The sequence below is a fragment of the Sinorhizobium sp. B11 genome (assembly GCA_039725955.1).
Lineage (GTDB): Bacteria > Pseudomonadota > Alphaproteobacteria > Rhizobiales > Rhizobiaceae > Rhizobium.
Map to the genome: position 1 here is coordinate 122878 of CP091034.1, position 22685 is coordinate 145562.

Here is a 22685-nt window from a genome sequence, read left to right on the forward strand (position 1 = left end):
TTAAACCTGCAGGATCGAGGAAACGAGGAGCTGGGTATAGGGCTCGCGCGGGTCGTCCAGCACACGGTCAGTCAGACCCTGCTCGATGACATGGCCGTCCTTCATTACCATCATTCGGTGCGACAGGAGGCGGGCGACGGCGAGATCGTGCGTGACGATGATGGCCGAGAGACCGAGATCGTTGACGAGGCCGCGCACCAGATCGAGCAGGCGTGCCTGCACCGAAACGTCGAGACCGCCGGTTGGCTCGTCCATGAACACGAGGCGCGGGCCGGTGACGAGGTTGCGGGCGATCTGCAGGCGCTGGCGCATGCCGCCGGAAAAGGCGCGCGGCTGGTCATCGATGCGGCCGGCGTCGATTTCGACGCGCTCCAGCCAGTCGATTGCGGTGGAGCGGATCTTGCCATAGTGCCGATCGCCGATCGCCATCAGGCGTTCGCCGACATTGGCGCCGGCCGAGACCGTCATGCGCAGTCCGTCGGCGGGGTTCTGGTGCACGAAGCCCCAGTCGGTGCGCATCAGAAAGCGGCGCTCGGCCTCGTTCATGTGGTAGAGGTCGCGGTAGCTGCCGTCGCGCATGTGATATTCGACGCTGCCGGTCGTCGGCATCAGCCGGGTAGAAATGCAGTTGAGCAGCGTCGTCTTGCCCGAGCCGGATTCGCCGACGATGGCGAGCACTTCGCCCGGCCAGAGCTCGAAGGAGACATTCTTGCAGCCGATGCGGTTGCCGTAGAATTTCGAGAGGTCGCTGACTTTGAGAAGCGGTGTTTCGGTCATTCTGCAGCCTCCCGGGCCAGCATTTCGCCGGCATGTCCATGTGCTCGGCGGTCGTCGCAATAGTCGGTGTCGGAGCAGACGAACATGCGCCCGCCCTTGTCGTCGAGGATCACCTCGTCGAGATAGACTTCCTCCGCGCCGCAGAGCGCGCATGGCTTGCCGAAGCGCTGGATCTCGAAGGGATGGTCTTCGAAATCGAGGCTGACGACATCCGTATAGGGCGGCACCGCATAGATGCGCTTTTCACGACCGGCACCGAAGAGCTGCAGTGCCTCGGACTTGTGCATTTTCGGATTGTCGAATTTCGGCGTCGGCGAGGGGTCCATGACATAGCGGCCGTTGACCTTCACCGGATAGGCATAGGTCGTGGCGATGCGACCGTTGCGGGCGATATCCTCGTAGAGCTTCACATGCATGAGGCCGTATTCTTCCAGCGCATGCATCTTGCGTGTCTCGGTTTCGCGCGGTTCGAGGAAGCGCAGCGGTTCCGGGATCGGTACCTGGTAGACGAGAACCTGCCCGGTCCCGAGCTTTTCCTCGGGGATGCGGTGGCGCGTCTGGATGATCGTCGCGTCCTTGGTATGGGTCGTGACGGCGACATTGGCGACTTTCTGGAAGAAGGCGCGAATGGAGACGGCGTTCGTCGTGTCGTCGGCGCCCTGGTCGATGACCTTGAGAACATCATCAGGCCCGATGATGGCTGCCGTCACCTGCACGCCGCCGGTGCCCCAGCCGTAGGGCATCGGCATTTCCCTGCTGGCAAAGGGCACCTGATAGCCGGGAATGGCGATCGCCTTCAGGATGGCGCGGCGGATCATGCGCTTGGTCTGTTCGTCGAGATAGGCGAAATTGTAGGTGGCGAGATCACTCATTCGGCGGCCTCCTTTTGGGTCTCGCCGCTGTCGCGGGCGGCTTCGAAATCGCGGCGCATGCGGCGGACGAGGTCGAGTTCGGCCTGGAAGTCCACATAATGCGGAAGCTTCAGGTGTTCGACGAAACCGGTCGCCTGCACGTTGTCGGAATGGGAAATGACGAATTCCTCGTCCTGCGCTGGCGCGGTGATATCCTCGCCAAGCTCTTCGGCGCGCAATGCGCGATCCACCAGCGACATGGCCATCGCCTTGCGCTCGCTCTGGCCGAAGACCAGGCCATAGCCGCGGGTGAACTGCGGCGGCGCCTTGGCCGAACCCTTGAACTGGTTGACCATCTGGCATTCGGTGAGCTGGATCGTGCCGAGCGAAACGGCAAATCCGAGTTCCGGCACATCGAATTCCACCTCGACCTCGCCGATGCGGATTTCACCGGTGAAGGGGTGGTTGCGGCCGTAGCCACGCTGGGTGGAATAGCCGAGTGCCAGAAGGAAGCCTTCGTCGCCGCGGGCCAGCGCCTGCAGGCGAAGATCCCTGGTCATCGGGAATTCCATCGGCTCGCGCGTCAGGTCGCCCGTCTCGTGGTCCTCGGGCAGTTCGCCGTCGTTTTCGATCAGCCCTTCCTGGCCGAGGATCTCGGAAACGCGCATGACGCGGCCGCTCTCCGCCTCCCGCAGCGCCGGCTCTTCCACGGCCTCGTCCGAAAGCAGCGAGGGATCGAGCAGGCGGTGCGTGTAGTCGAAGGTCGGGCCGAGCAGCTGCCCGCCGGGAAGATCCTTATAGGTCGCTGAAATACGGCGTTCGATCTGCATGTTGGCGGTGTCGAGCGGCCTCGAATAGCCGAAGCGCGGCAGCGTCGTACGATAGGCGCGCAGCAGGAAGATCGCCTCGATCATGTCGCCGCGCGACTGGCGCACGGCAAGTGCTGCAAGAGTGCGGTCGTAGAGCGAGGCTTCCGCCATGACGCGATCGACGGCGAGCGCCAGCTGTTCGACGATCTGCTCGATGCCGATCGCCGGAACTGAGCGGTCGCCACGCCGGCGGTCGGCGAGCAGGCGGTGAGCATTGGCGATGGCGGCCTCGCCACCCTTGACGGCAACATACATGAGCTCAGATCTCCGTTGCTGTGATCTTGGTGGTGCGCGGCAGGCAGAGGAAGCGCTTGCCCGCCGTCAGCACGATGTCGACGCCGCGCGGAAAAAGCGCGCGGTTTTCCGTCCAGAGGCGCAGGAAGGTTTCCGGCAGGCCGACCGGTGCGATCTCGGCCGCGCTCTGGATGCCCGGTCCCATCAGTGCGAGCCGGTGGCCGCCTTCGAGATCGGCAAGTTCGATCACGACAGTCGTGGAACGATCAGGATATTCCTGCGTGCCTGATGCAAACAGGCCGAACGTGGAAAGAGCCATGCCGGCTTCGACGAAGGCGAAGCGCGCTTCGGCCTTTTCGGTGGTCATAGGTGCGCCGGCGTGGAAGCCGAGCCATTGCGGAACCGCCGACTTGGCAAGCCCCGCGGAAAGCCAGACCGGAGTATCATGGTCGCAGAGCGTCAGGCCGATCGCGCCGGCGGCAATGCCGAGTGGTGCCGGTGGCACGATGTCGGGTGTTACGGTCTGGATCGTGCCGGGCCGGGCCATGCCGTCCATCAGCATCTTGAACACGCTCTGGGCCTGGAAGACCGGCTCGACAAAGCCGCCGGTCAGAACATCGGTCTTGGCACTCATCAATCTTCTCCCCGGACCATGGTGAAGAAATCGACGCGGGTCGCAGCCGTTTCCTCAGCCTTGCGGTTGACGTCGTCGCCGATCCGCCGAGCGATCGGCGAAAGCAGGTTTTCTTCGACGAAGCTCTTGGTCGCCTCTTCCTGCCAGAGCGCATCGAAGATGGCTGAAAGCCGCGCCTTCTCACGGTCGGTACCAAGTGCCTGCGCATGGCCGACGGAACCGGAGGCGAGGCGCACCGTCGCGCGCGTCACTGTCACTTCGCCGAGATTGAAGGGCGCTCCGCCGCCGCCGATGCGGCCGCGGACCATGACGAGGCCGGTTTCCGGGCCACGCACCGGCTGAAAGACCGGCTTTTCCGCCAGCGCATCCCACGCCGCCAGCAATTCCTGTGTCTCGGCGCGGGCAAGCAGATCGACGGTGCGTTTACGCCCGTCATCCGTTCGCGCCGCAGCTACCGTCTTCTCCGCTGCCGTCATCATCTTTTCCTCGAAATGTCTATTGATATAGACAACCATACAAGCTATACTTATCCCTAAATCGGCGAGGTGACAAGCGTGTGACACGGCGCGACCGAAATTGGCCGAGCTAGGAAATGAATGGGCAGGGGTGCGATGGCAGGAATAAAGCAGGTGCAGCGGCAGACAGGGGTGGCGCTGTGGCGGCAGATCGCCGACAGGATCCGCGAGGCGATCAGCCGTGGCGCCTACGACGAAACGGGCATGGTGCCGCCGGAAACTGTTCTGGCGCTGCAGTTCGGCGTCAACAGGCATACCGTCCGCAGCGCACTCGCAGCCCTTGCCCAGGAAGGCATCGTGCGCGCGGTGCAGGGCCGCGGCACGCTGATCGAGCGCAAGGAGCGCCTGAATTTTCCGATCAGCCGCCGTACCCGTTTCACCGACGGTCTCAGAGATCAGGCACGCGAGACACACGCGCTCCTGCTCGGCCATGCAGAAGAAGTGGCCGATGCCGAAGTGGCCCGCTGGTTGCGCGTGGCCGAGGGTACACCGGTCATCCGGCTGGAAACGGTGCGTGATGCGGATAAACGGCCCGTCGCGCGCGGGACGAGCTGGTTCCCTGCCTCACGTTTTGCCGGCATCGGCGAGATCTACAGGAAGACCGAGTCCATCACCAAGGCTTTCGCGGTACTTGGCCTGTCGGATTATGTGCGCGCCACCACGGAGATCACTGCCACCCACGCCGACGCCGGCGATATCGCCGATCTCGAGCTGACACCGGGCGCCGTCCTGTTGATCACCAAGGCGATGAACACCGATCTGGAAGGCGTGCCGGTGCAATATTCCATCAGCCGCTTTGCCGCCGACCGCGTCCAGTTCACCATCGAGAACTGAATATGGCGAAGACTGAAAACGAAAAGGCCGGGCGCGAGCCCGGCCTTGAACCTTATCGATGCCTGATCGTGCTCAGTGCGCGCCGGACATGTCGCCGAGCACTTCCTTGGAAGCGACGGTGGAATCAGCCTTCAGCTTGTAGACCATCGGCACGCCGGTCGCGAGATTGAGCGACAGAACCTGCTCGCGGGTGAGCTTGTCGAGAACCATGACCAGCGAACGCAGCGAATTGCCGTGCGCGGCAACCAGCACCTTTTCGCCGCGCAGGACGCGCGGAAGGATTTCCGTCAGATAGTAAGGCCAGACGCGGGCGCCGGTGTCGCGCAGGCTTTCTCCGCCCGGAGGCGGAACGTCATAGGAGCGGCGCCAGACATGCACCTGCTCTTCGCCCCACTTGGCGCGCGCGTCGTCCTTGTTGAGACCGGAGAGGTCGCCGTAGTCGCGTTCGTTCAGCGCCTGGTCGCGGATCGTCTCGAGATCAGGCTGGCCGACCTTGTCGAGGACGAGCTTCAAGGTGTGCTGCGCGCGCACCAGCGCGGAGGTGAAGGCGATATCGAACTTGATGCCATAGTCGGCAAGCGCCTGGCCGCCGGTCGTGGCTTCCTGGATGCCGAGCTCGGTCAGATCGGGGTCCTTCCAGCCGGTGAAAAGATTCTTGAGATTCCAGTCGCTCTGGCCGTGGCGAACGAGGACGAGGGTACCGCTCATGAAAAATGCCTCCGAGAAATGGTCAATGGGAAGAAAGCCCGAGAACGTCGAGCATGGAATAGAGCCCCGGTTTCTTGTCGCGCGCCCAAAGCGCTGCCTTGATGGCGCCGCGCGCGAAAATCGAACGGTCGGTTGCGCTGTGCGAAAGGGTGACGGTCTCGCCTTCGCCGGCAAAGAGCACCGAATGCTCGCCGATGACGGAGCCGCCGCGCAATGTCGCAAAGCCGATCGTACCGGCTTCCCGCGCGCCGGTATGGCCGTCACGCACGCGTACGGACTTCGCGCCAAGATCGATATTGCGGCCCTTCGCCGCCGCGGCGCCGAGCAGCAACGCCGTGCCCGAGGGTGCGTCGACCTTGCGCTTATGATGCATTTCGAGGACTTCGATGTCCCAGTCGACAGGATCGAGCGCCTGGGCTGCCTGCTGCACCAGAACGCTAAGCAAATTGACGCCAAGGCTCATATTGCCGGATTTGACAATGCGGGCATGGCGCGAAGCCGCCGCAATCTTCGCATCGTCTTCTTGCGAGCAGCCGGTCGTCCCGACGACATGAACGATGCGGGCCTGCGCGGCGAGACCGGAAAATTCGATGGAGCCAGCAGGTGACGTAAAGTCCAGCACGCCCTCGGCATGGAGGAACGCTGCCAGCGGATCGTCGCCGATGATGATGCCGTTGGTACCGAGCCCTGATATTTCCCCGGCATCCTTGCCGATGAAAGGAGAGCCCGGCCGCTCGACCGCTGCATGCAGCGTAACACCATCGATGGAATGGATGAGACGGATGAGCGTCTGCCCCATGCGCCCCGCCGCTCCGACCACAACCAGTTTCATCGCAGCGTCGCTCATGTCAGTCCGTCATCCCGATCAGTATGAATCAGAAGCCGAAGGCCTCTGCAGATTATTGAGGCGAGCGTAAAGACCGTCGCTGACCTTCGCAAGCGTCTCGTGATTGCCTTCTTCCACGACGCGGCCCTGCTGCATCACGATGATCTTGTCGGCGCGCACCACGGTCGAAAGCCGGTGCGCGATGACGACGACCGTGCGGCCGGTCATGGCCTCGTCGAGCGCCTTCTGAACGGCTGCTTCCGATTCCGTATCGAGCGCCGAGGTCGCTTCGTCGAGAAGCAGGATCGGCGCGTTGCGCACCAAGGCACGGGCAATCGAAAGCCGCTGGCGCTGGCCGCCTGACAGTGTCACGCCGTTTTCGCCGACGGGCGTGTCATATCCCTGGGGCTGGGAAACGATGAAGTCATGCGCATAGGCAAGCCGCGCCGCCTTTTCGATCTCTTCATCCGTCGCTTCCGGACGACCGTAGCGAATATTATCGCGGATCGTGCCTTCGAAGAGATAGGGCTGCTGCGAAACGTAGGCGAGCTGCTGACGCAGCGACTGCTTGGTGACATGCGCAATATCCTGCCCGTCGATCAGGATCTGGCCTTCCTGTGGATCGTAGAAGCGCGGAATGAGGCTGATGACGGTGGACTTGCCGGCGCCCGACGGGCCGACAAGTGCTGTCGTTTTTCCACCCTCGGCCGTCAGCGTCACAGTGTTCAGCACGCTTTCATTGCCATAGGCAAATGAGACGTTTCGCAGCTCGATCTTTGCCTCGGTCACGACAAGCGGCTTTGCATCCGGCAATTCGCGCTGACGCGGTTCCATGTCGAGCAACTCGTAGATCATCCGGGCGTTGACGACGGCGCGCTCCATCTGAACCTGCAGGCGGGCAAGGCGACGGGCCGGATCATAGGCGAGCAGCAGCGCCGTGACGAAGGAGAAGAAGGCACCCGGCGGTACGCCCTGGTAGATCGAGCGGTAGGCCGCATAGGCAAGCACGCTCGCGACGGCGAATCCGGCAAAGCTCTCCGTCAGCGGCGAGGTGCGTTCGGAAAGCCGCGCTATGCGGTTCGCCCGGCCTTCGGCCGCCGAAATCAACTTGTTGACCTTGTTTTCAAGTGCGTCTTCCATCGTGAAGGCCTTGACGATGGAAATACCTTGAATCGTCTCCTGCATGGCGCCGAGAACATGACTGTTGAGGTTGACTGCCTCGCGGGTTGCCGAGCGAAGACGCTTGGAAACATAACGCAGCGCATAAAGCAGCGGCGGTGCCAGAATGAAAACGGCAAGGCTCAGCAATGGGTCCTGAACGACCATGACGCCGATCAGGGCGACGAAAGTCAGGAGGTCACGGACCGTCGAGGTTATGGTCAGGTTCAAAACGTCGCGGATGCCGGTGACGTTCTGGCTCACCTGGGCGGCGATATGCGCCGAACGAGCCTCGTTGTAGTAGCCGACGGAGAGCGTCATCAGATGCGAATAGATCCGCCGCTGGTAGCGCGCGACGATATCGTTACCGATCCGCGATAGCGCGACACCCTGCCCGTAGCTCGCAAAACCGCGCAGCATGAAGGCGATGAAAATGGAAAGACAGATGATCCAGACGACGTCCGCACGCCTGTTGGCGAAGGCCTCGTCGATGATCGCCCGCATGATCCAGGCGGTGAAAGCCGTCGAAAGCGCCACAACGATCAGGCAGGCAATCGCGAAGACATAGCCCCAGAGATGGTCCCGGCCGTTTTCCGCAATGATGCGTTTCAGGATGCCGGTTACGGTATCGCTGTTGGCGTGTGGTTGTCTGCTGTCGGCGGCTTCCAAAAAGATTTCCTGTCTCAGGATCGCATGCCTTGAGCGCGGCACGCATATTCGCGGGCTCTATAAAGAGTCGAAGAAGCTTTGGCTAGACAGGCTCAGGCCCGCCAGCGCCGCCCATCCGTCGAAAGGCCGAAGTTTCCTGGCATGCGTGCATAGGAAGAAAGCCCGGCAAGAGCAGCCAGCGGATGCGTGACGACATAGGTCGGGATCGTCCGCAGCAGCGCCGAATGCGGAGCCTTGTCTTCAAAAGCGGCCCGGAATTCTGGCATTTTCAGTGCCGGAAGGATCTTTTGCGAGATGCCGCCCGAGAGATAGACACCGCCGCGGGCCATGAAAAGCAGCGCCATGTCGCCCGCCACGCGGCCGAGATAGGTGGCAAACAGCGAGACGGTTTCGACCGCGACCTTGTCGCTGCCGGCAAGCGCATGCGACGTGATGTCCGCCGGGTCGCTCATTGTCGGCCCCACACCGTCGACCGCGCAGATGGCGCGGTAGAGGTTGACGATGCCGCGTCCGCAGAGGATCTGCTCGGCCGAAATGCGGCCTTCGATGGTCTCGACATGCGGGAAGATTTCATAGTCGCGCTTGCTGCGCGGCCCGAGATCGACATGCCCGCCTTCGCCCGGAACCGGAATCCACGTCGACTGGGTATGGACGAGGCCACCGACACCGAGGCCCGTGCCCGGTCCGAGAACGACACGGGAGGCGACCATGTCACCAGAGGCGTTGCCGATACGTTCGCGATTATCGTCCGAGAGTGCCGCGATCGCCAGGGCCTGCGCTTCAAAGTCGTTGACGACGAGCACGTCGACGAGCCCGAGGCCCTCTATCATCCTCTTTGGGCGGACCACCCAGGGGCAGTTGGTCAGCGGGATTTCATCGGCCTTGATCGGGCCGGCAACGGCAAGGATCGCTGCACGCGGCTGCACGGAGGTCTTGTCGAGCACGCCCTTCTGGATTGCCTCGTCGATCGTCGGATAGTCGGCGGTGCGCACATTGGGAAACTGCTTCGGCTCCGCATAGGCATCCGTCAGAATGGAGAAGCGGGCATTCGTGCCACCGATGTCACCGATCAGGATCGGAAAGGGCAAGGGAGTAGAGGATGCAGTCATGGCCGGTTCCGTGCTGTAGCCCGAGGGGATCAGGCGTTGAGGGTAGGGAGAAGCTTTTCGGCTGTCGACCCGTTGAGCGCCATCGGAATGTCGTACACGATCGCAAGCCGCATCAGCGCCTTCACATCGACATCATGCGGCATCGGCGTCAGCGGGTCCACGAAGAAGATCAGGGCGCTGACCTCGCCGGTGGAAATCAGTGCACCGATCTGCTGGTCGCCGCCGAGCGGGCCGCTTTGCAGCCGGGTCACGTGAAGGTCGGGTGCGGCATCGAGCACACGCCCGCCGGTCGTGCCGGTAGCGACGATTTTCCATTGGGCGAGGAGATCTCTGTTTCGGCGGGCAAATTCCGCCATGTCGTCCTTCTTCTGGTCATGCGCAATCAATGCTAGGCACTTGCTGCCGGCCATGGTCGGACCCTCCGCGCGAGAATTCAATCGATTTGGCCGCTTCTACACCAGGCGTTTGTGATTTGAAAGACAGCCGCCCGCCAGCCCGTTCAGCCTATTGCACCATCGGCTTGTCGTTCGGAACCGGGCCGACGGAAGGAAGCGCGCTGCCGGTATCGACAGGTGGTGCCGCCGCCGGGGCCGCCGTCAGTGCACTCGCCGCGGAGGGACCACCATAGGTCCCGGCTTCCGCGGAGGCGATGGACGGGGCGTTGACAACGGCCGAGCAAGCCTTCGGCAGGTCGGAGACCATGACCTCACGCGGCGGCTTCGGCGGCTTTGCACTCGGCTTCGGCGCCGCCCACGGCTCTTTCGTAAACCACCAGGCCAGCGACTTGTCGCAGCCGTCCCCGGCCGCCACCGGCGCCTGCCCCGTACAGCCCTTGTCGCCCGGCGGGCATTTCATGCGGATGTGGAAATGCGAATCGTGCCCGTATTCGGGCCTGAGCTTGCCGAGATTGGTGCGGTCGCCGGTCCAGGTGTCGCACATCTTCTTCTTGATCGCCGGGTTGACGAAGATGCGCTGGACTTGCGGATAGCTTGCCGCCAGCATCAGAAGTTCTGCCCGCTGCTCGCTCCACACTTTCGGGTCGACGGTCAGGAACTTATCTTTCTGCAGCATGGTGGTGAAGGGCAGGTCTTCCCGCTGTTCGTAGGTCAGGCGTTGGGCGGGCATGGGTGTAAACCAGACATCGGCATCGAGGCCGATCTGGTGCGAGGCGTGACCGTTGAACATCGGCCCGCCGCGCGGCTGAGCTATATCGCCGACGAGGATACCGGGCCAGCCGATCTTGGCCCGCGCATCCTGCGAGAACTTTTCCAGAAGTGAGATCATCGCGGGATTGCCCCAGCGCCGGTTGCGCGAAAGGCGCATCGCCTGCCAGGTCGGCCCGTCGGCCGGCAGCGCCTCCGCACCGGTCATGCAGCCTTTGGCGTAGAAACCGATCGGCTGCGCCGGCCCCTGCGTCGGCAATTTCACCGCGCCGAAGATGGCCTTGGCGCTGCCGGGGCTTGGCGTCTTCTGCTGTGCGCCGACATCGCCGGCGACAAGGCTTGCGCCGATTGCGCCGGCAAGCGTTAGCTTGCCAAACGTTCTGAAGTCAAAGGCCAATTTGCCGAGTGTCCTGAAAGTCTGGGCCTTGAAAGCCATGCCGTTCCCTTGCCGCATTTACCAAAGTGATTTGCGATCGAATCTATCGTGAAAAGCAATTTTGGTGAATCGATGTTTTGGCCGGCGGGACGAGGACGGATCGCCGCATCGTCAGTTGTTGGTCAAGACCTCGGCCGTTTTGCGCACGCGCGAAAGGCGCGGCAAGATGCGCTCGCAGGACAGTGAATGCATCTCGGCGGTGAAGGTGCTCATCGCATCCTCGACGGCGATGACAGCGTAATTATGGGCATAGGCATCGCGGATCGTCGCCTCGACGCCGAAATTCGTGGCGATGCCCGTCAGGATCACAGTCCCGATGCCGCGGCGGCGAAGCTGGAGATCCAGCTCCGTGCCGTAGAAGGCGCTCCACTGATGCTTGACGATATGGATGTCGGCTGCGAGCGCAGCGATTTCCGCCGGTGCTTCAAGCGCGGCCGCCGGAAGGCCACCTTCGGGGAAAACCGCCGGCTCGTCCACCGGCTGGTTGACAGCATCGGCATAGTCCGGGGAGAATCCGACAGTGACGAGTATCACCGTCCCGCCTTCGGACTTCAGCTTGGTAGCGATGGCGGCGGTATTCTCGATCACCTGCCGGGCCGAATGAGGGGCGAGCTGCCGGCTGACGATAAAGCCTTGCAGGTCGATGGAAATGAGTGCGGTGGTCTTGGGATCGTAGAGGGACATGAGAAGTCTCCGTGGTGAAGAAATATGAGGATATCCTCACAATGACAAATACGAGGATAGCCTCACAAAAATCAAGCCCGGAACCGCAAACCCGTGTGCCGAAGCGCCAGCGCGGGCATGAGCGCGTCGCCGTGTTGCTCGAGGCAGCAGCGAGGGTCTTTCTCGAAAAGGGCTATGACGCCGCGACCATGACGGAGATTGCAGCGGCAGCGAATTCGTCGATCGGCTCGCTCTATCAGTTCTTTCCGACCAAACTTCTCCTTGCCGAGGCGCTGCATATCGATCGCCTGCAGCGTCTGAATAGCGGGCTCGCAGACCTCGCTGAGAAGACCCGGGGGAAGGGTGCTGCCGAAATCGGTGACGCCATCTTCACGCGGTTTGGCCGCTTCATCGAGGATTATCAGGAATTTCCGGTTCTTGCCGCGCGGCGCGACGTTCCCAAGGAGCGTAAGGCGAAATCGCGCGCGGAGCTTCGCACCAGCATCACCGCACTCCTGAAGAATGCCGAACCGTCGGTCGAGCGCGATGTGGATCTACTGGGCGCTCTCGTCCTGGAGCTTTTGCGCATCGTTGTCGCCGCCGCCAACGACCCCGACGGCTCGGGCGATCCGCGCCTGGTCGGGGAGCTGCGGCGCATGCTTCGCAAGCGTCTCGAGGAAGTGACGCCCTGATCTCCAATGATAAGGTCAAAATTTCGCGAGCCTGGTAAAAAACAAACTCTTTCCTGTTTTTCGCCTGCATTTCTCGTATTGTCGGCGAAAGCTAATAACAGGGGAAGAATGAATGGCGGCTTCGTGGTCGAAAATCGGTGTTCTGGTAGCATTGGTTGGTGCGCTTGCGCCTGTGACTGTAGCGGCTCAGGACCAGCAGTTCCAAATCGGCAGCTCGGTCATCAGCGAAATGAAGTACAAGCCGGGCTTTACTCGTTTCGACTATGTCAATCCCGATGCTCCGAAAGGCGGCGACCTGCGCCTGTCTTCTAGCGGCACTTTCGATACCTTCAATCCTTTGCTGGCCAAAGGCCAGACAGCGGTAGGCTTGTCGCTGGTTTACGATACCCTGCTGAAGCCCGCCGATGATGAACTTCTCGTCTCCTATGGCCTGCTTGCTGAAGGTCTCTCCTATCCGGCCGATGTCTCGAGCGCGACCTTCCGCCTTCGCGAGGAGGCGAAATGGGCCGATGGCCAGCCGGTCACGCCCGAAGACGTCGTTTTCAGCTTCGACAAGACCAAGGAGCTGAACCCGCTTGCCGGAAACTACTACCATCACGTGGTCAAGGCCGAGAAGACGGGCGAGCGGGACGTTACATTCACCTTCGACGAGAAGAACAATCGCGAGCTGCCGAACATTCTTGGTCAGCTGATGATCGTGCCGAAACACTGGTGGGAGGCACCGGGGCCGGACGGTAAGCCGCGAGATATCTCGAAAACGACGCTTGAGCCCGTCATGGGTTCGGGGCCGTACAAGATTGCCGCCTTCTCGGCTGGTGCGACGATCCGCTACGAATTGCGGGATGACTATTGGGGCAAAGACCTCAATGTGAATATCGGTCAGAACAATTTCCGCAACATTCTCTACACCTATTATGGCGATCGGGACGTCGAGTTTGAAGCGTTTCGGGCCGGCAACAGCGATTACTGGCAGGAGACTTTTGCTGCGCGCTGGGCAACAGGATATGATTTCCCCGCCGTGAAGGAAGGGCGCATCAAGAAGGAAGAAGTCACCAATCCCCTGCGTTCCACCGGCATCATGCAGGCGCTGGTGCCGAATATGCGGCGCGACATCTTCAAGGACGAGCGGGTGCGCGAGGCGTTGAACTACGGTTTCGATTTCGAGGAATTGAACCGCACCGTCGCCTTCAACAGCTACAAGCGCATCGACAGCTACTTCTGGAACACCGATCTTGCCTCATCCGGCCTTCCGCAGGGCAGGGAACTTGAAATTCTTCAGGGCTTGAAGGATCAGGTCCCCGCGGACATCTTCACGACCCCCTACAGCAATCCCGTCGGCGGGAATCCGCAGAAGAGCCGTGACAACCTTCGCAAAGCGATCTCTCTTCTGAAGGAAGCCGGCTGGGAGCTGAAGGGCAATCGCATGGTCAATGCCAAGAGCGGCCAGCCGATGAGTTTCGAGATATTGTTGTCGAGTCCCGTGCTTGAGCGCTGGGCGGTGCCCTATGCCACCAATCTGAAGAAGATCGGCATCGATGCGCGGGTCCGCACAGTCGATGCCGCGCAATATACCAACCGCGCGCGCAGCTTCGACTACGATATGATCTGGAATGTCTGGGCTGAGACCGTGAACCCGGGCAACGAGCAGGCCGACTACTGGGGATCGGGTTCCGCCAATCAGCAGGGCTCGCGCAACTATGCCGGCATCGCCAATCCGGCCATCGATGCGCTCGTTCGCATGATTATTTTTGCTCCCAATCGAGATGAGCAGGTTGCCGCCATCAAGGCCATGGACCGCGTGCTGCTCGCCAATCACTATGTCATTCCGCTGTTCTACCGCGACACCTATTCGATTGCTTATTGGAACACGGTGACGCGTCCGGCAGAGTTTCCGGCATACAGCCTCGGCTTCCCCGATGCCTGGTGGTCCACTTCGGCGAAATGAGCAGACTTGCAATGCAAAGAGGCCTGCGCTCCAAATGGCATCGACGAATCATGAAACGGCCGGCACCTGCCGGCAAGGGAAGGCTGGCAGATTGAACGGCAATAGACTGGATGGCGTGCAGGCGAAGATATCCCCCGAGGCTCGAGACTGATGGGGGGCTATATCCTTCGCCGCCTGCTCCTGATGATCCCGACGATCGTCGGCATCATGGCAATTTCCTTCATCGTCGTGCAGTTCGCCCCCGGCGGTCCGGTCGAGCAAGTGATCTCCCAGTTGACTGGCCAGGCCGACAGCGCCGACCAGCGCCTGTCTGGCGGCGGCGATCTCCTTGGTGGCGGTGGCGGCGACGAAGGCTCGAAATATCGCGGCGCTCAAGGGCTGGATCCAGAGCTCATCGCCAAGCTGGAAAAGCAGTTCGGTTTCGACAAGCCGCCGCTCACCCGCTTCGGCGAAATGATGTGGAACTATATCCGCTTCGATTTCGGCGAGAGCTTCTTCCGCAATACGACCGTGCTCAATCTCATCAAGGAGAAGCTGCCGGTCTCGATCTCGCTCGGCATCTGGATCCTGATCTTTTCCTACGCCATCTCCATTCCGCTCGGCATTCGCAAGGCGGTCAAGGACGGCTCCTCCTTCGATGTCTGGACGTCAGGCGTCATCATCGTCGGTTATGCCGTGCCGAGCTTCCTGTTCGGCATCCTGCTGATCGTGCTGTTCGCCGGCGGCTCCTTCTATGACTGGTTCCCGCTGCGCGGCCTGACATCCGATAATTTCGATCAGCTCGCCTGGTGGCAGAAGCCGCTCGACTATTTCTGGCACCTCACGCTGCCGCTGATCTCGCTGGCGCTCGCATCCTTCGCCACCACCACGCTTCTGACCAAGAATTCCTTCATTGACGAGATCAAGAAGCAATATGTCATCACCGCGCGCGCCAAGGGCCTGAACGAACGGCAGGTGCTCTACGGCCATGTCTTCCGCAACGCCATGCTGATCGTCATCGCAAGCTTCCCCAGCGCCTTCATCTCCGCCTTCTTCACCGGCTCGCTCCTGATCGAGAACATCTTCTCCCTCGATGGCCTCGGCCGCCTCGGTTATCTCTCGGTCGTCAACCGCGATTACCCGATCGTCTTTGCGACGCTCTACATCTTCTCGCTGCTCGGCCTCTTCGTCGGCCTGATTTCCGACCTGATCTATACCTGGATCGATCCGCGCATCGATTTCGAGCGGAGGGACGTCTGATGGATGTCGCCGCAAACCCGACGACGGCTGCACCCGTCCGCCCGCCCCGCAAAGGCCTGCTCTCGCCCACCAACATCAGGCGCTGGAACAACTTCAAGGCCAACAAGCGCGGCTACTGGTCGCTCTGGCTGTTCCTCGTCCTCTTCGTACTTAGCTTGCTTGCCGAATTCATCGCCAACGACCGGCCGATCATCGCCTCCTACAAGGGCGAGATCCTTTTCCCCGTCGTCGTCGATTACCCGGAAGATAAATTCGGCGGCTTCCTGGCCGAGACCGACTATCGCTCTTCCGTCATCGCGGATGAGATCGATGCCAATGGCTGGATGATCTGGCCGCCGATCCGCTATTCCTACCAGTCGGTCAATTCCAACATCCCGCATTCGGCCCCGACCCCGCCCTTCTGGCTGATGTCGAAGGAGGAGCGCTGCTCGGCCTATCCGCAGGGCATCAAAAATCCCGGCTGCAGGCTCGGCAATCTCAACTGGCTCGGCACGGACGATCAGGCCCGCGACGTTCTGGCCCGCGTCATCTATGGCTTCCGCATTTCCGTTCTCTTCGGCCTCGTGCTCACCATCTGCTCGGCCGTCATCGGTGTGACGGCGGGTGCCATTCAGGGCTATTTCGGCGGCTGGACCGACCTTCTCCTCCAGCGCTTCATCGAGATATGGTCCTCGATGCCGGTGCTCTACATTTTGCTTATCATTGCCGCCATCCTGCCGCCCGGCTTCTTCGTGCTGCTCGGCATCATGCTGCTCTTCTCCTGGGTGGGCTTCGTCGGCGTCGTGCGCGCCGAGTTCCTGCGTGCCCGCAATTTCGAATATGTCCGGGCCGCAAGGGCGCTCGGCGTCAACAATCGCACCATCATGTGGCGGCATATGCTGCCGAATGCGATGGTCGCGACGCTGACCTTCCTGCCCTTCATCCTCTCGGGCTCGATCACCACGCTGACCTCGCTCGATTTCCTGGGCTTCGGCATGCCGCCGGGCTCTCCCTCGCTCGGTGAACTGATCGCCCAGGGCAAGGCCAACCTCCAGGCGCCGTGGCTTGGGCTCACCGCCTTCTTCACCATGTCGATCATGCTCTCGCTCTTGATCTTCGTCGGCGAAGCGGTGCGCGATGCCTTCGATCCGAGAAAGACGTTCCAATGAGTGCAGCTCTGCTCTCCGTCCGCGATCTCTCCGTCGCCTTCCATCAGGGTGGCGAGACCTCGCTTGCCGTGGATCGCATCTCCTTCGATATCGGCAAGGGCGAGGTTGTCGCGCTGGTCGGTGAATCCGGTTCCGGCAAGTCGGTTTCGGCCAATTCGGTGCTGCGGCTTCTGCCCTATCCCTCGGCAAGCCATCCGGGCGGCGAGATCTTCTTCAAGGGCAAGGACCTATTGAAGGCCTCTGACCGCGAAATGCGCGAAGTGCGCGGCAACGACATCACCATGATCTTCCAGGAGCCGATGACCTCGCTCAATCCGCTCCATACGATCGAAAAGCAGATTGCCGAAATCCTGGCGCTGCACCAGGGCATGACCGGGCAGGCGGCACGCACCCGCGTGCTGGAACTCTTGAACCAGGTCGGCATCCGCGAGCCGGAAAAGCGGCTGAAAGCCTATCCGCATGAACTCTCTGGCGGCCAGCGCCAGCGTGTGATGATCGCCATGGCGCTCGCCAATCGGCCGGAATTGCTGATCGCCGACGAACCGACCACGGCACTCGACGTCACGGTCCAGGCGCAGATCCTCGAACTCCTGCGCAAGCTGAAGGGCGAGCACGGCATGTCCATGCTCTTCATCACCCACGATCTCGGCATCGTGCGCAAATTCGCCGACCGCGTCTGCGTCATGACCAAGGGCAAGATCGTCGAGACCGGACCGGTGGAAGAGGTCTTCACCAATCCGCAGCACGACTACACGCGCCACCTGCTCGCCTCTGAACCGCGCGGCGAACCGCCGGTGACCGATGCCTCCAAGCCTGTTGTCATGGAAGGCAATGACATCAAGGTCTGGTTCCCGATCAAGGCCGGTTTCATGCGCAAGGTGGTCGATCACGTGAAGGCCGTCGATGGCATCGACCTGACGCTCCGGGCCGGGCAGACGCTCGGCGTCGTCGGCGAATCCGGCTCCGGCAAGACCACGCTCGGCCTGGCGCTCACGCGCCTCATCTCCTCGAAGGGGCGCATTTCCTTCGTCGGAAAAGATATAGCGAGCTATTCATTCACGGACATGCGGCCGCTGCGCAACCAGCTTCAGGTCGTCTTCCAGGATCCCTATGGTTCGCTGAGCCCGCGCATGTCCGTCGGCGATATCGTTGCCGAAGGCCTGAAAGTGCATGAACGTTCGCTGTCATCAGAAGAGCGCGATCAGCGCGTCTGCTGGGCGCTCGAAGAAGTCGGCCTCGATCCGCTCACCCGCTGGCGCTTCCCGCATGAATTCTCCGGCGGCCAGCGTCAGCGCATCGCCATTGCCCGCGCCATGGTGCTGAAGCCACGCTTCGTCATGCTGGACGAGCCGACCTCGGCGCTTGACATGAGCGTGCAGGCGCAGGTCGTGGACCTCTTGCGCGATCTGCAGAAGAAGCATGATCTCGCCTATCTCTTCATCAGCCACGACCTGAAGGTGGTGAAAGCGCTTGCCAATGATGTCATCGTCATGCGCTTCGGAAAGGTGGTGGAGCAGGGGCCGTCAGCGGATATCTTCCAGGCGCCGAAGGATGACTATACCAAGGCATTGATGGCGGCCGCCTTTAATATCGAGGCGGTACCGACATCAGCCGTTCAGCAGTGAAAGACGGGCAGCAGTAAAGAAGATCATGTCAGCAAGACCTCCCATCCTCGTCGATCTCAAGTTCGACCCTGAGACCGTCGCCCGCATCCTGAAGACCGCCTTTGCCGACCGCGGCAGCATCAATTCAGCCGATCCGGCCAGCAAGGAGCTCGACCTGACCGGCGTCGATTATGCGCTGCTCTGGAAGCCGGATGCCGATATCTTTAAGCGGGCGCCGAACCTGAAGGTACTGTTCTCAGGTGGCGCCGGGGTCGATAGCATCCTCTCCATTCCTGATCTGCCCGACATCCCGATCGTCCGCTTCGCCGACCGCAGCCTGACGACACGCATGAGCGAATGGGTGGTCATGCAATGCCTCATGCATCTGCGCCTGCAGCGCGCGCATGACCGGGACCAGCGCGACCGTGTCTGGGGCAAGCTCGTCCCGCCGGAAGCCGCCGAAATTACCGTCGGCGTCATGGGTCTCGGCATTCTCGGCCAGGACGCGGTCGCCAAGCTGAGGGTCATGGGCTTCAATGTCATCGGCTGGTCACGCTCGAAGAAGGAAGTTGAAGGCATCGAAACCTTCCACGGCCCGCAGTTCGATACCTTCCTGTCGAAGACCGATATCGTCGTCGGCCTGCTGCCGCTGACGCCTGAGACATCAGGCCTCTACAACAAGGCCTTCTTCGCCAAGCTCCGCCAGGGCGGCGCGCTCGGCAAACCGGTCTTCATCAATGGAGGCCGCGGCAAGAGCCAGGTCCAGGCCGATATCGTGGCGGCGATTGAGGGCGGCGTGCTCGGCGGCGCCTCGCTCGACGTCTTTGAGGTCGAGCCGCTGCCGGCGGGCGATCCGCTCTGGCATTTGGACAATGTCTTCATCACCCCGCACGACGCTGCGATCTCCGAAGAGAACGCGCTTTTCCGCCATGTCGAAACCCAGATCGTCCGCTTCGAACGGGGCGAGGCGCTGCAATTCGTCGTCGATCGTAACTCTGGGTACTAAGCATGCCGCGCATAAGTGTGCCGCGGTTTTGCGATAACGACATGCTCTAAAGAGTCCTTCTCGGAACCATACCACGCTGCTCCTCGTTTCATTCCGGAAGCTCCGCAGGCCGTTGTCTACGGATTACCGCAAGGAGACGATCATGACGCATACGGAAACGCGTTGGGAAAAGTCCGATCAAAAGCTTCATGCCGAAGAGCAGATTTCGCCTGTCAAGGCCAAGCAGGGCCGTACCGGCTATCGCATCCTGACCGTACTGGTCGCTGCACTGGTGCTGGCTTTCCTTGTCTGGATTCCGGTGGAGATCTGGGGTCAGAAGGAGGCCGATGATGTCGCCCCGCAGCAGCCCGGTCAGCAGATGCAGTCTCAAGTTCCGGCGGCTCCGCCACAGAATGGCGGCACTGTGCCGGCCCAGCCCGCGGCACCTGCACAATAACGAGCTGATATCAAACGTTTAAACCACGCCCCGCAGCTAGAATGGCTGCGGGGTATCATTGTTGTTTTTTCTGGACTTTGTTTATCGATTTTTCGATAAGAAGGCGCACGAGCCGGTTTCGTGCGCTGGCCGCGAGACGGTCGCGCCTGACCGGATTGACGGACAGGCAGGAGCTTCATGGCCAGGACCGATATCGCAAGACGCGTCTACAATCACACCTGGAAACTCGATCCGATCGTCCGCAGTCTGATCGATACGGACTTCTACAAGCTTCTGATGCTGCAGATGATCTGGAAGCTCTATCCAGATGTGAATGCCTCCTTCACCCTCATCAACCGCACCAAACGCGTGCGTCTCGCCGAACAGATCGACGAGGGCGAGTTGCGCGAGCAGCTTGATCATGCGCGCACGCTGAAGCTCGCCAAGAAGGAGATGATCTGGCTCGCCGGTAACAGCTTCTATGGCCGCGCCCAGATCTTCGAGCCGGAATTCCTTGCCTGGCTCTCCAATTTCCAGCTGCCGGAATACGAGCTCTCCAAGAAAGACGGGCAATATGTGCTCGATTTCCATGGGTCGTGGAAGGAAACGACCATGTGGGAAATCCCGGCCCTTGCCATCATCAACGAGATGCGCTCGCGCGCTGCCATGAAGGCGATGGGCCCCTTCACGCTCGATGTTCTCTATGCCCGCGCCAAAGCCAAGATGTGGGCCAAGGTGGAGAAGCTCCGTGAACTCCCGGGCCTGCGCATTTCCGATTTCGGTACCCGCCGCCGCCACAGCTTCCTCTGGCAGCGCTGGTGCGTCGAAGCGCTGAAGGAAGGCATCGGCCCGGCCTTTACCGGAACCAGCAATGTATTGCTGGCTATGGATTCCGATCTCGAAGCCGTCGGCACCAATGCCCACGAGCTGCCGATGGTCGCCGCAGCCCTTGCCGAGACCGACGAGCAGCTGAAGAACGCGCCTTACAAGGTGTTGCGCGACTGGAACAAGCTCTATGGCGGCAACCTGCTGATCGTGCTGCCGGACGCCTTCGGAACCGCCGCCTTCCTGCGCGACGCACCGGAATGGGTGGCCGACTGGACAGGCTTCCGCCCGGACAGCGCTCCGCCGGTCGAAGGCGGCGAAAAGATCATCGACTGGTGGAAGAAGATGGGCCGCGACCCGCGCCAAAAACTCCTGATCTTCTCCGATGGCCTCGATGTCGATGCGATCATCGATACCTACAAGCATTTCGAAGGCCGCGTGCGCATGAGCTTCGGCTGGGGCACGAACCTGACGAATGACTTCGCCGGCTGCGCACCGAACGACAGTTCCGACTTCCTGCCGATTTCGATCGTCTGCAAGGTGAGCGACGCCAATGGCCGCCCCGCCGTCAAGCTTTCGGACAATCCTCAGAAGGCGACCGGCGAGCCTGCCGAAGTCGAGCGCTATCTGAAGTTCTTCGGCACCGAGGACCGCACCGATCAGGCCGTGCTGGTCTAAATCGTCGACCGCAGCGCCGGCCAGTGCCGGCGCGGCTCCTCGAACACCGTCCTGCCGCCACGGCGTTTTGGCTTGACGACAAGACCATCATCCGGCGGCCGGGCGACGCCGAGCTTGTCGGCGAGTGAATGGGCATCGGCCGGCGCACGTACCTTCACGTCGTTGTCGAAATAGACATAGACATCGCGCCCGCTCGCCGAGCGTTTCAGCGGCGGCTTGATGCGGTCGGCATCATCGGGCTCGATTCCATGCGTCCACGCATCGATGCGCCGGGCCCAGCGATCAAGCGCCTCATCGCTATAGCCGCTGATGTAAAGCTGCTCCGATCCGTGCAGGCGGCAATAGATGAAATCCGCCGTCACATCCATCAGCCGCGGCCATTCCACCGTATCGGCCGCCACTAGCCCGACCTTGTACTTGCGTAGCAGTTCGATGAATTCGGGCGTGCAGAAACTGTCGTGGCGGATTTCCAGCGCATGGCGCATCGGCTGCGTCGTCTCGCTCTTCGTCCAGGCGCGGCCGTCAAGCCGTTCGTCATGCCGTTTCGCGATATCGGCCGCGGCATCCGTATTCTCGGGCAGCATTGCCAGGAAATTTGCGAAGAGATCGGCATTGAATGTCAGGCCTGGCGGAAATTGCCAGAGGATCGGCCCGAGTTTGGTGCCCAGGCGCATGAGGCCGGAGGCGAGGAAATTGGCAAGCGGCGTTTCGATGTCGCGCAGGCGCTTGAGATGCGTGATATAGCGCGAGCCCTTGACCGAAAAGACGAAACCATCGGGTGTTTCATCGCGCCAGCGGGCAAAAACATCCGGCTTCTGCAGCCCGTAAAATGTGCCGTTGATCTCGATGGAGGGAAATTGCCGCGAGGCATAGGCAAGTTCGCTCCTCCTGGCCAATCCCTTGGGATAGAAGACACCGCGCCAGGGCGCATAGGTCCATCCCGATATGCCGATGCGGATCGTGCCTGTTTTTGCCCTTGTTTTTGTCATGCAAAGGGAACTGTGCCCGTGCGCTCTTGTTCCCGAATGAAGAAAGGCGCCGCCTTGCCGGCAGCGCCTCGTCTCAAAATCAGCCGGCCGGCTTCAGCGAGCTGATGATGGCGATCAGCTCGTCGTCATGAGCGTCCTGCTTGCCCTTGGTGCCCCAATAGGTGATCAGGAGCAGCTTGCCCTCAGAAGGCGAAAGGACGGCGACGCCGATATTGACCGGGCCTTCCTTGTCACTGCCGTCCCAGTCGAAGGTTTTCATCTTCATGCCGTTGATTTCGGCTTCGGATTCCTTCTGGGTCTTCTCCTCGATGGCGACGCCGTTCTTCTGCAGGAAGGCGAAGGCCTCGTCGATGATCTTGTCGCTGGTCTTTTCATCGGCAACGTCGATTGAAAGATAGATCGCCGAATCCTCGGACTGGGCATCGATGCCGGTCTCCGTCTCCTTCGGCCCCCAGTTGTCGGGAATGGTCACGGTCGCGACCGGATCGTCGCTCGGAAATTCCAGCGTTTCCGCCTGGGCAATCACAGGCAGGAATGCCGCAAAGGCTGCGGCAATGATGAGCTTCTTCATGGTAGGTCCCCGCATGGTCGCGTCCCGGCGGGCAGCAGCCCTTGCCGCCCCTCTCGCTCCGGATCGCGCCACATAGGATCGTTACCGGCTTTTGCTTTGCCAAGCCTTACCGATCGCGGGTCACAAA

The 22685-nt window shown here is 61.4% G+C and carries 23 protein-coding genes; 9 read left to right on the forward strand and 14 right to left on the reverse strand.

Features of this window, described 5'->3' with window-relative positions:
• From phnK to phnG, 5 genes are read right to left on the reverse strand one after another with little or no spacing between them, the layout of a single operon-like run.
• Positions 1 to 777, reverse strand: coding sequence for a phosphonate C-P lyase system protein PhnK (phnK, locus tag LVY75_10330; protein ID XAZ23642.1), 777 nt, complete (start codon positions 775 to 777; stop codon positions 1 to 3).
• On the reverse strand, positions 774 to 1649 hold the full coding sequence (locus LVY75_10335; GenBank protein XAZ23643.1) for an alpha-D-ribose 1-methylphosphonate 5-phosphate C-P-lyase PhnJ: 876 nt from the start codon (positions 1647 to 1649) through the stop codon (positions 774 to 776). The genes phnK and LVY75_10335 overlap by 4 nt, the downstream gene beginning before the upstream one ends.
• Positions 1646 to 2752 carry a carbon-phosphorus lyase complex subunit PhnI gene (locus LVY75_10340; protein XAZ23644.1) on the reverse strand — a complete coding sequence of 369 codons (1107 nt, stop codon included), beginning with the start codon at positions 2750 to 2752 and terminating at the stop codon, positions 1646 to 1648. Before LVY75_10340 ends, LVY75_10335 begins: the two co-directional genes overlap by 4 nt.
• A 4-nt stretch (positions 2753 to 2756) precedes the next feature.
• Positions 2757 to 3365: a phosphonate C-P lyase system protein PhnH gene (gene phnH, locus LVY75_10345; protein ID XAZ23645.1), complete on the reverse strand. Its 609-nt coding sequence runs from the start codon at positions 3363 to 3365 to the stop codon at positions 2757 to 2759.
• Positions 3365 to 3841: a phosphonate C-P lyase system protein PhnG gene (phnG, locus tag LVY75_10350; GenBank protein ID XAZ25683.1), complete on the reverse strand. Its 477-nt coding sequence runs from the start codon at positions 3839 to 3841 to the stop codon at positions 3365 to 3367. Before phnG ends, phnH begins: the two co-directional genes overlap by 1 nt.
• Before the next feature lie 135 nt (positions 3842 to 3976).
• Between phnG and phnF the strand changes: the two genes are divergently transcribed.
• Positions 3977 to 4714, forward strand: coding sequence for a phosphonate metabolism transcriptional regulator PhnF (gene phnF / locus LVY75_10355; GenBank protein ID XAZ23646.1), 738 nt, complete (start codon positions 3977 to 3979; stop codon positions 4712 to 4714).
• 72 nt (positions 4715 to 4786) lie between these two features.
• On the opposite strand, the gene LVY75_10360 is transcribed toward phnF, so the two are convergent.
• From LVY75_10360 to LVY75_10390, 7 genes are all read right to left on the reverse strand, one after another.
• Positions 4787 to 5422 (reverse strand): 2,3-bisphosphoglycerate-dependent phosphoglycerate mutase, encoded by a 636-nt coding sequence (locus LVY75_10360; protein XAZ23647.1) that lies wholly within the window; start codon positions 5420 to 5422, stop codon positions 4787 to 4789.
• Between the two features lie 22 nt (positions 5423 to 5444).
• On the reverse strand, positions 5445 to 6269 hold the full coding sequence (gene dapB, locus LVY75_10365; protein XAZ23648.1) for a 4-hydroxy-tetrahydrodipicolinate reductase: 825 nt from the start codon (positions 6267 to 6269) through the stop codon (positions 5445 to 5447).
• Between the two features lie 18 nt (positions 6270 to 6287).
• A complete protein-coding gene (locus tag LVY75_10370) occupies positions 6288 to 8075 on the reverse strand; it encodes an ABC transporter ATP-binding protein/permease (protein ID XAZ23649.1) in 1788 nt (595 codons plus the stop codon).
• Between the two features lie 92 nt (positions 8076 to 8167).
• Entirely contained in the window at positions 8168 to 9184 is a 1017-nt protein-coding gene (locus LVY75_10375; protein XAZ23650.1) for a glucokinase, read from the reverse strand.
• A 29-nt stretch (positions 9185 to 9213) separates the two neighbouring features.
• On the reverse strand, positions 9214 to 9594 hold the full coding sequence (locus LVY75_10380) for a methylglyoxal synthase (protein XAZ23651.1): 381 nt from the start codon (positions 9592 to 9594) through the stop codon (positions 9214 to 9216).
• A 94-nt stretch (positions 9595 to 9688) separates the two neighbouring features.
• Positions 9689 to 10783: a penicillin-insensitive murein endopeptidase gene (gene mepA / locus LVY75_10385; GenBank protein XAZ23652.1), complete on the reverse strand. Its 1095-nt coding sequence runs from the start codon at positions 10781 to 10783 to the stop codon at positions 9689 to 9691.
• 111 nt (positions 10784 to 10894) lie between these two features.
• The gene (locus tag LVY75_10390) at positions 10895 to 11467 is read right to left on the reverse strand and encodes a hydrolase (protein ID XAZ23653.1); all 573 of its coding nucleotides are present in this window, start codon (positions 11465 to 11467) and stop codon (positions 10895 to 10897) included.
• 41 nt (positions 11468 to 11508) lie between these two features.
• Here LVY75_10390 and LVY75_10395 point away from each other — a divergent pair, with 41 nt between their 5' ends.
• From LVY75_10395 to pncB, 8 genes are all read left to right on the forward strand, one after another.
• Positions 11509 to 12138 (forward strand): TetR/AcrR family transcriptional regulator, encoded by a 630-nt coding sequence (locus LVY75_10395; GenBank protein ID XAZ23654.1) that lies wholly within the window; start codon positions 11509 to 11511, stop codon positions 12136 to 12138.
• Between the two features lie 112 nt (positions 12139 to 12250).
• A complete protein-coding gene (locus LVY75_10400; protein ID XAZ23655.1) occupies positions 12251 to 14083 on the forward strand; it encodes an extracellular solute-binding protein in 1833 nt (610 codons plus the stop codon).
• A 150-nt stretch (positions 14084 to 14233) separates the two neighbouring features.
• A complete protein-coding gene (locus LVY75_10405; protein XAZ23656.1) occupies positions 14234 to 15322 on the forward strand; it encodes a microcin C ABC transporter permease YejB in 1089 nt (362 codons plus the stop codon).
• Positions 15322 to 16470 carry an ABC transporter permease gene (locus tag LVY75_10410; GenBank protein ID XAZ23657.1) on the forward strand — a complete coding sequence of 383 codons (1149 nt, stop codon included), beginning with the start codon at positions 15322 to 15324 and terminating at the stop codon, positions 16468 to 16470. Before LVY75_10405 ends, LVY75_10410 begins: the two co-directional genes overlap by 1 nt.
• Complete coding sequence (locus LVY75_10415; protein XAZ23658.1) at positions 16467 to 18095, forward strand: ABC transporter ATP-binding protein; 1629 nt, start codon at positions 16467 to 16469, stop codon at positions 18093 to 18095. Before LVY75_10410 ends, LVY75_10415 begins: the two co-directional genes overlap by 4 nt.
• A 25-nt stretch (positions 18096 to 18120) precedes the next feature.
• Entirely contained in the window at positions 18121 to 19080 is a 960-nt protein-coding gene (locus LVY75_10420) for a glyoxylate/hydroxypyruvate reductase A (protein XAZ23659.1), read from the forward strand.
• Positions 19081 to 19222: 142 nt separating this feature from the next.
• Complete coding sequence (locus LVY75_10425) at positions 19223 to 19516, forward strand: hypothetical protein (GenBank protein XAZ23660.1); 294 nt, start codon at positions 19223 to 19225, stop codon at positions 19514 to 19516.
• Between the two features lie 177 nt (positions 19517 to 19693).
• Positions 19694 to 20998 (forward strand): nicotinate phosphoribosyltransferase, encoded by a 1305-nt coding sequence (gene pncB, locus LVY75_10430; protein XAZ23661.1) that lies wholly within the window; start codon positions 19694 to 19696, stop codon positions 20996 to 20998.
• Here pncB and LVY75_10435 read toward each other — a convergent pair.
• Both LVY75_10435 and LVY75_10440 read right to left on the reverse strand, forming a co-directional pair.
• Positions 20995 to 21987 carry a DUF72 domain-containing protein gene (locus tag LVY75_10435; protein ID XAZ23662.1) on the reverse strand — a complete coding sequence of 331 codons (993 nt, stop codon included), beginning with the start codon at positions 21985 to 21987 and terminating at the stop codon, positions 20995 to 20997. The two genes, pncB and LVY75_10435, sit on opposite strands and share 4 nt — an antisense overlap.
• A gap of 79 nt (positions 21988 to 22066) precedes the next feature.
• A complete protein-coding gene (locus tag LVY75_10440) occupies positions 22067 to 22558 on the reverse strand; it encodes a histidine kinase (GenBank protein ID XAZ23663.1) in 492 nt (163 codons plus the stop codon).
• Positions 22559 to 22685 lie beyond the last annotated feature (127 nt).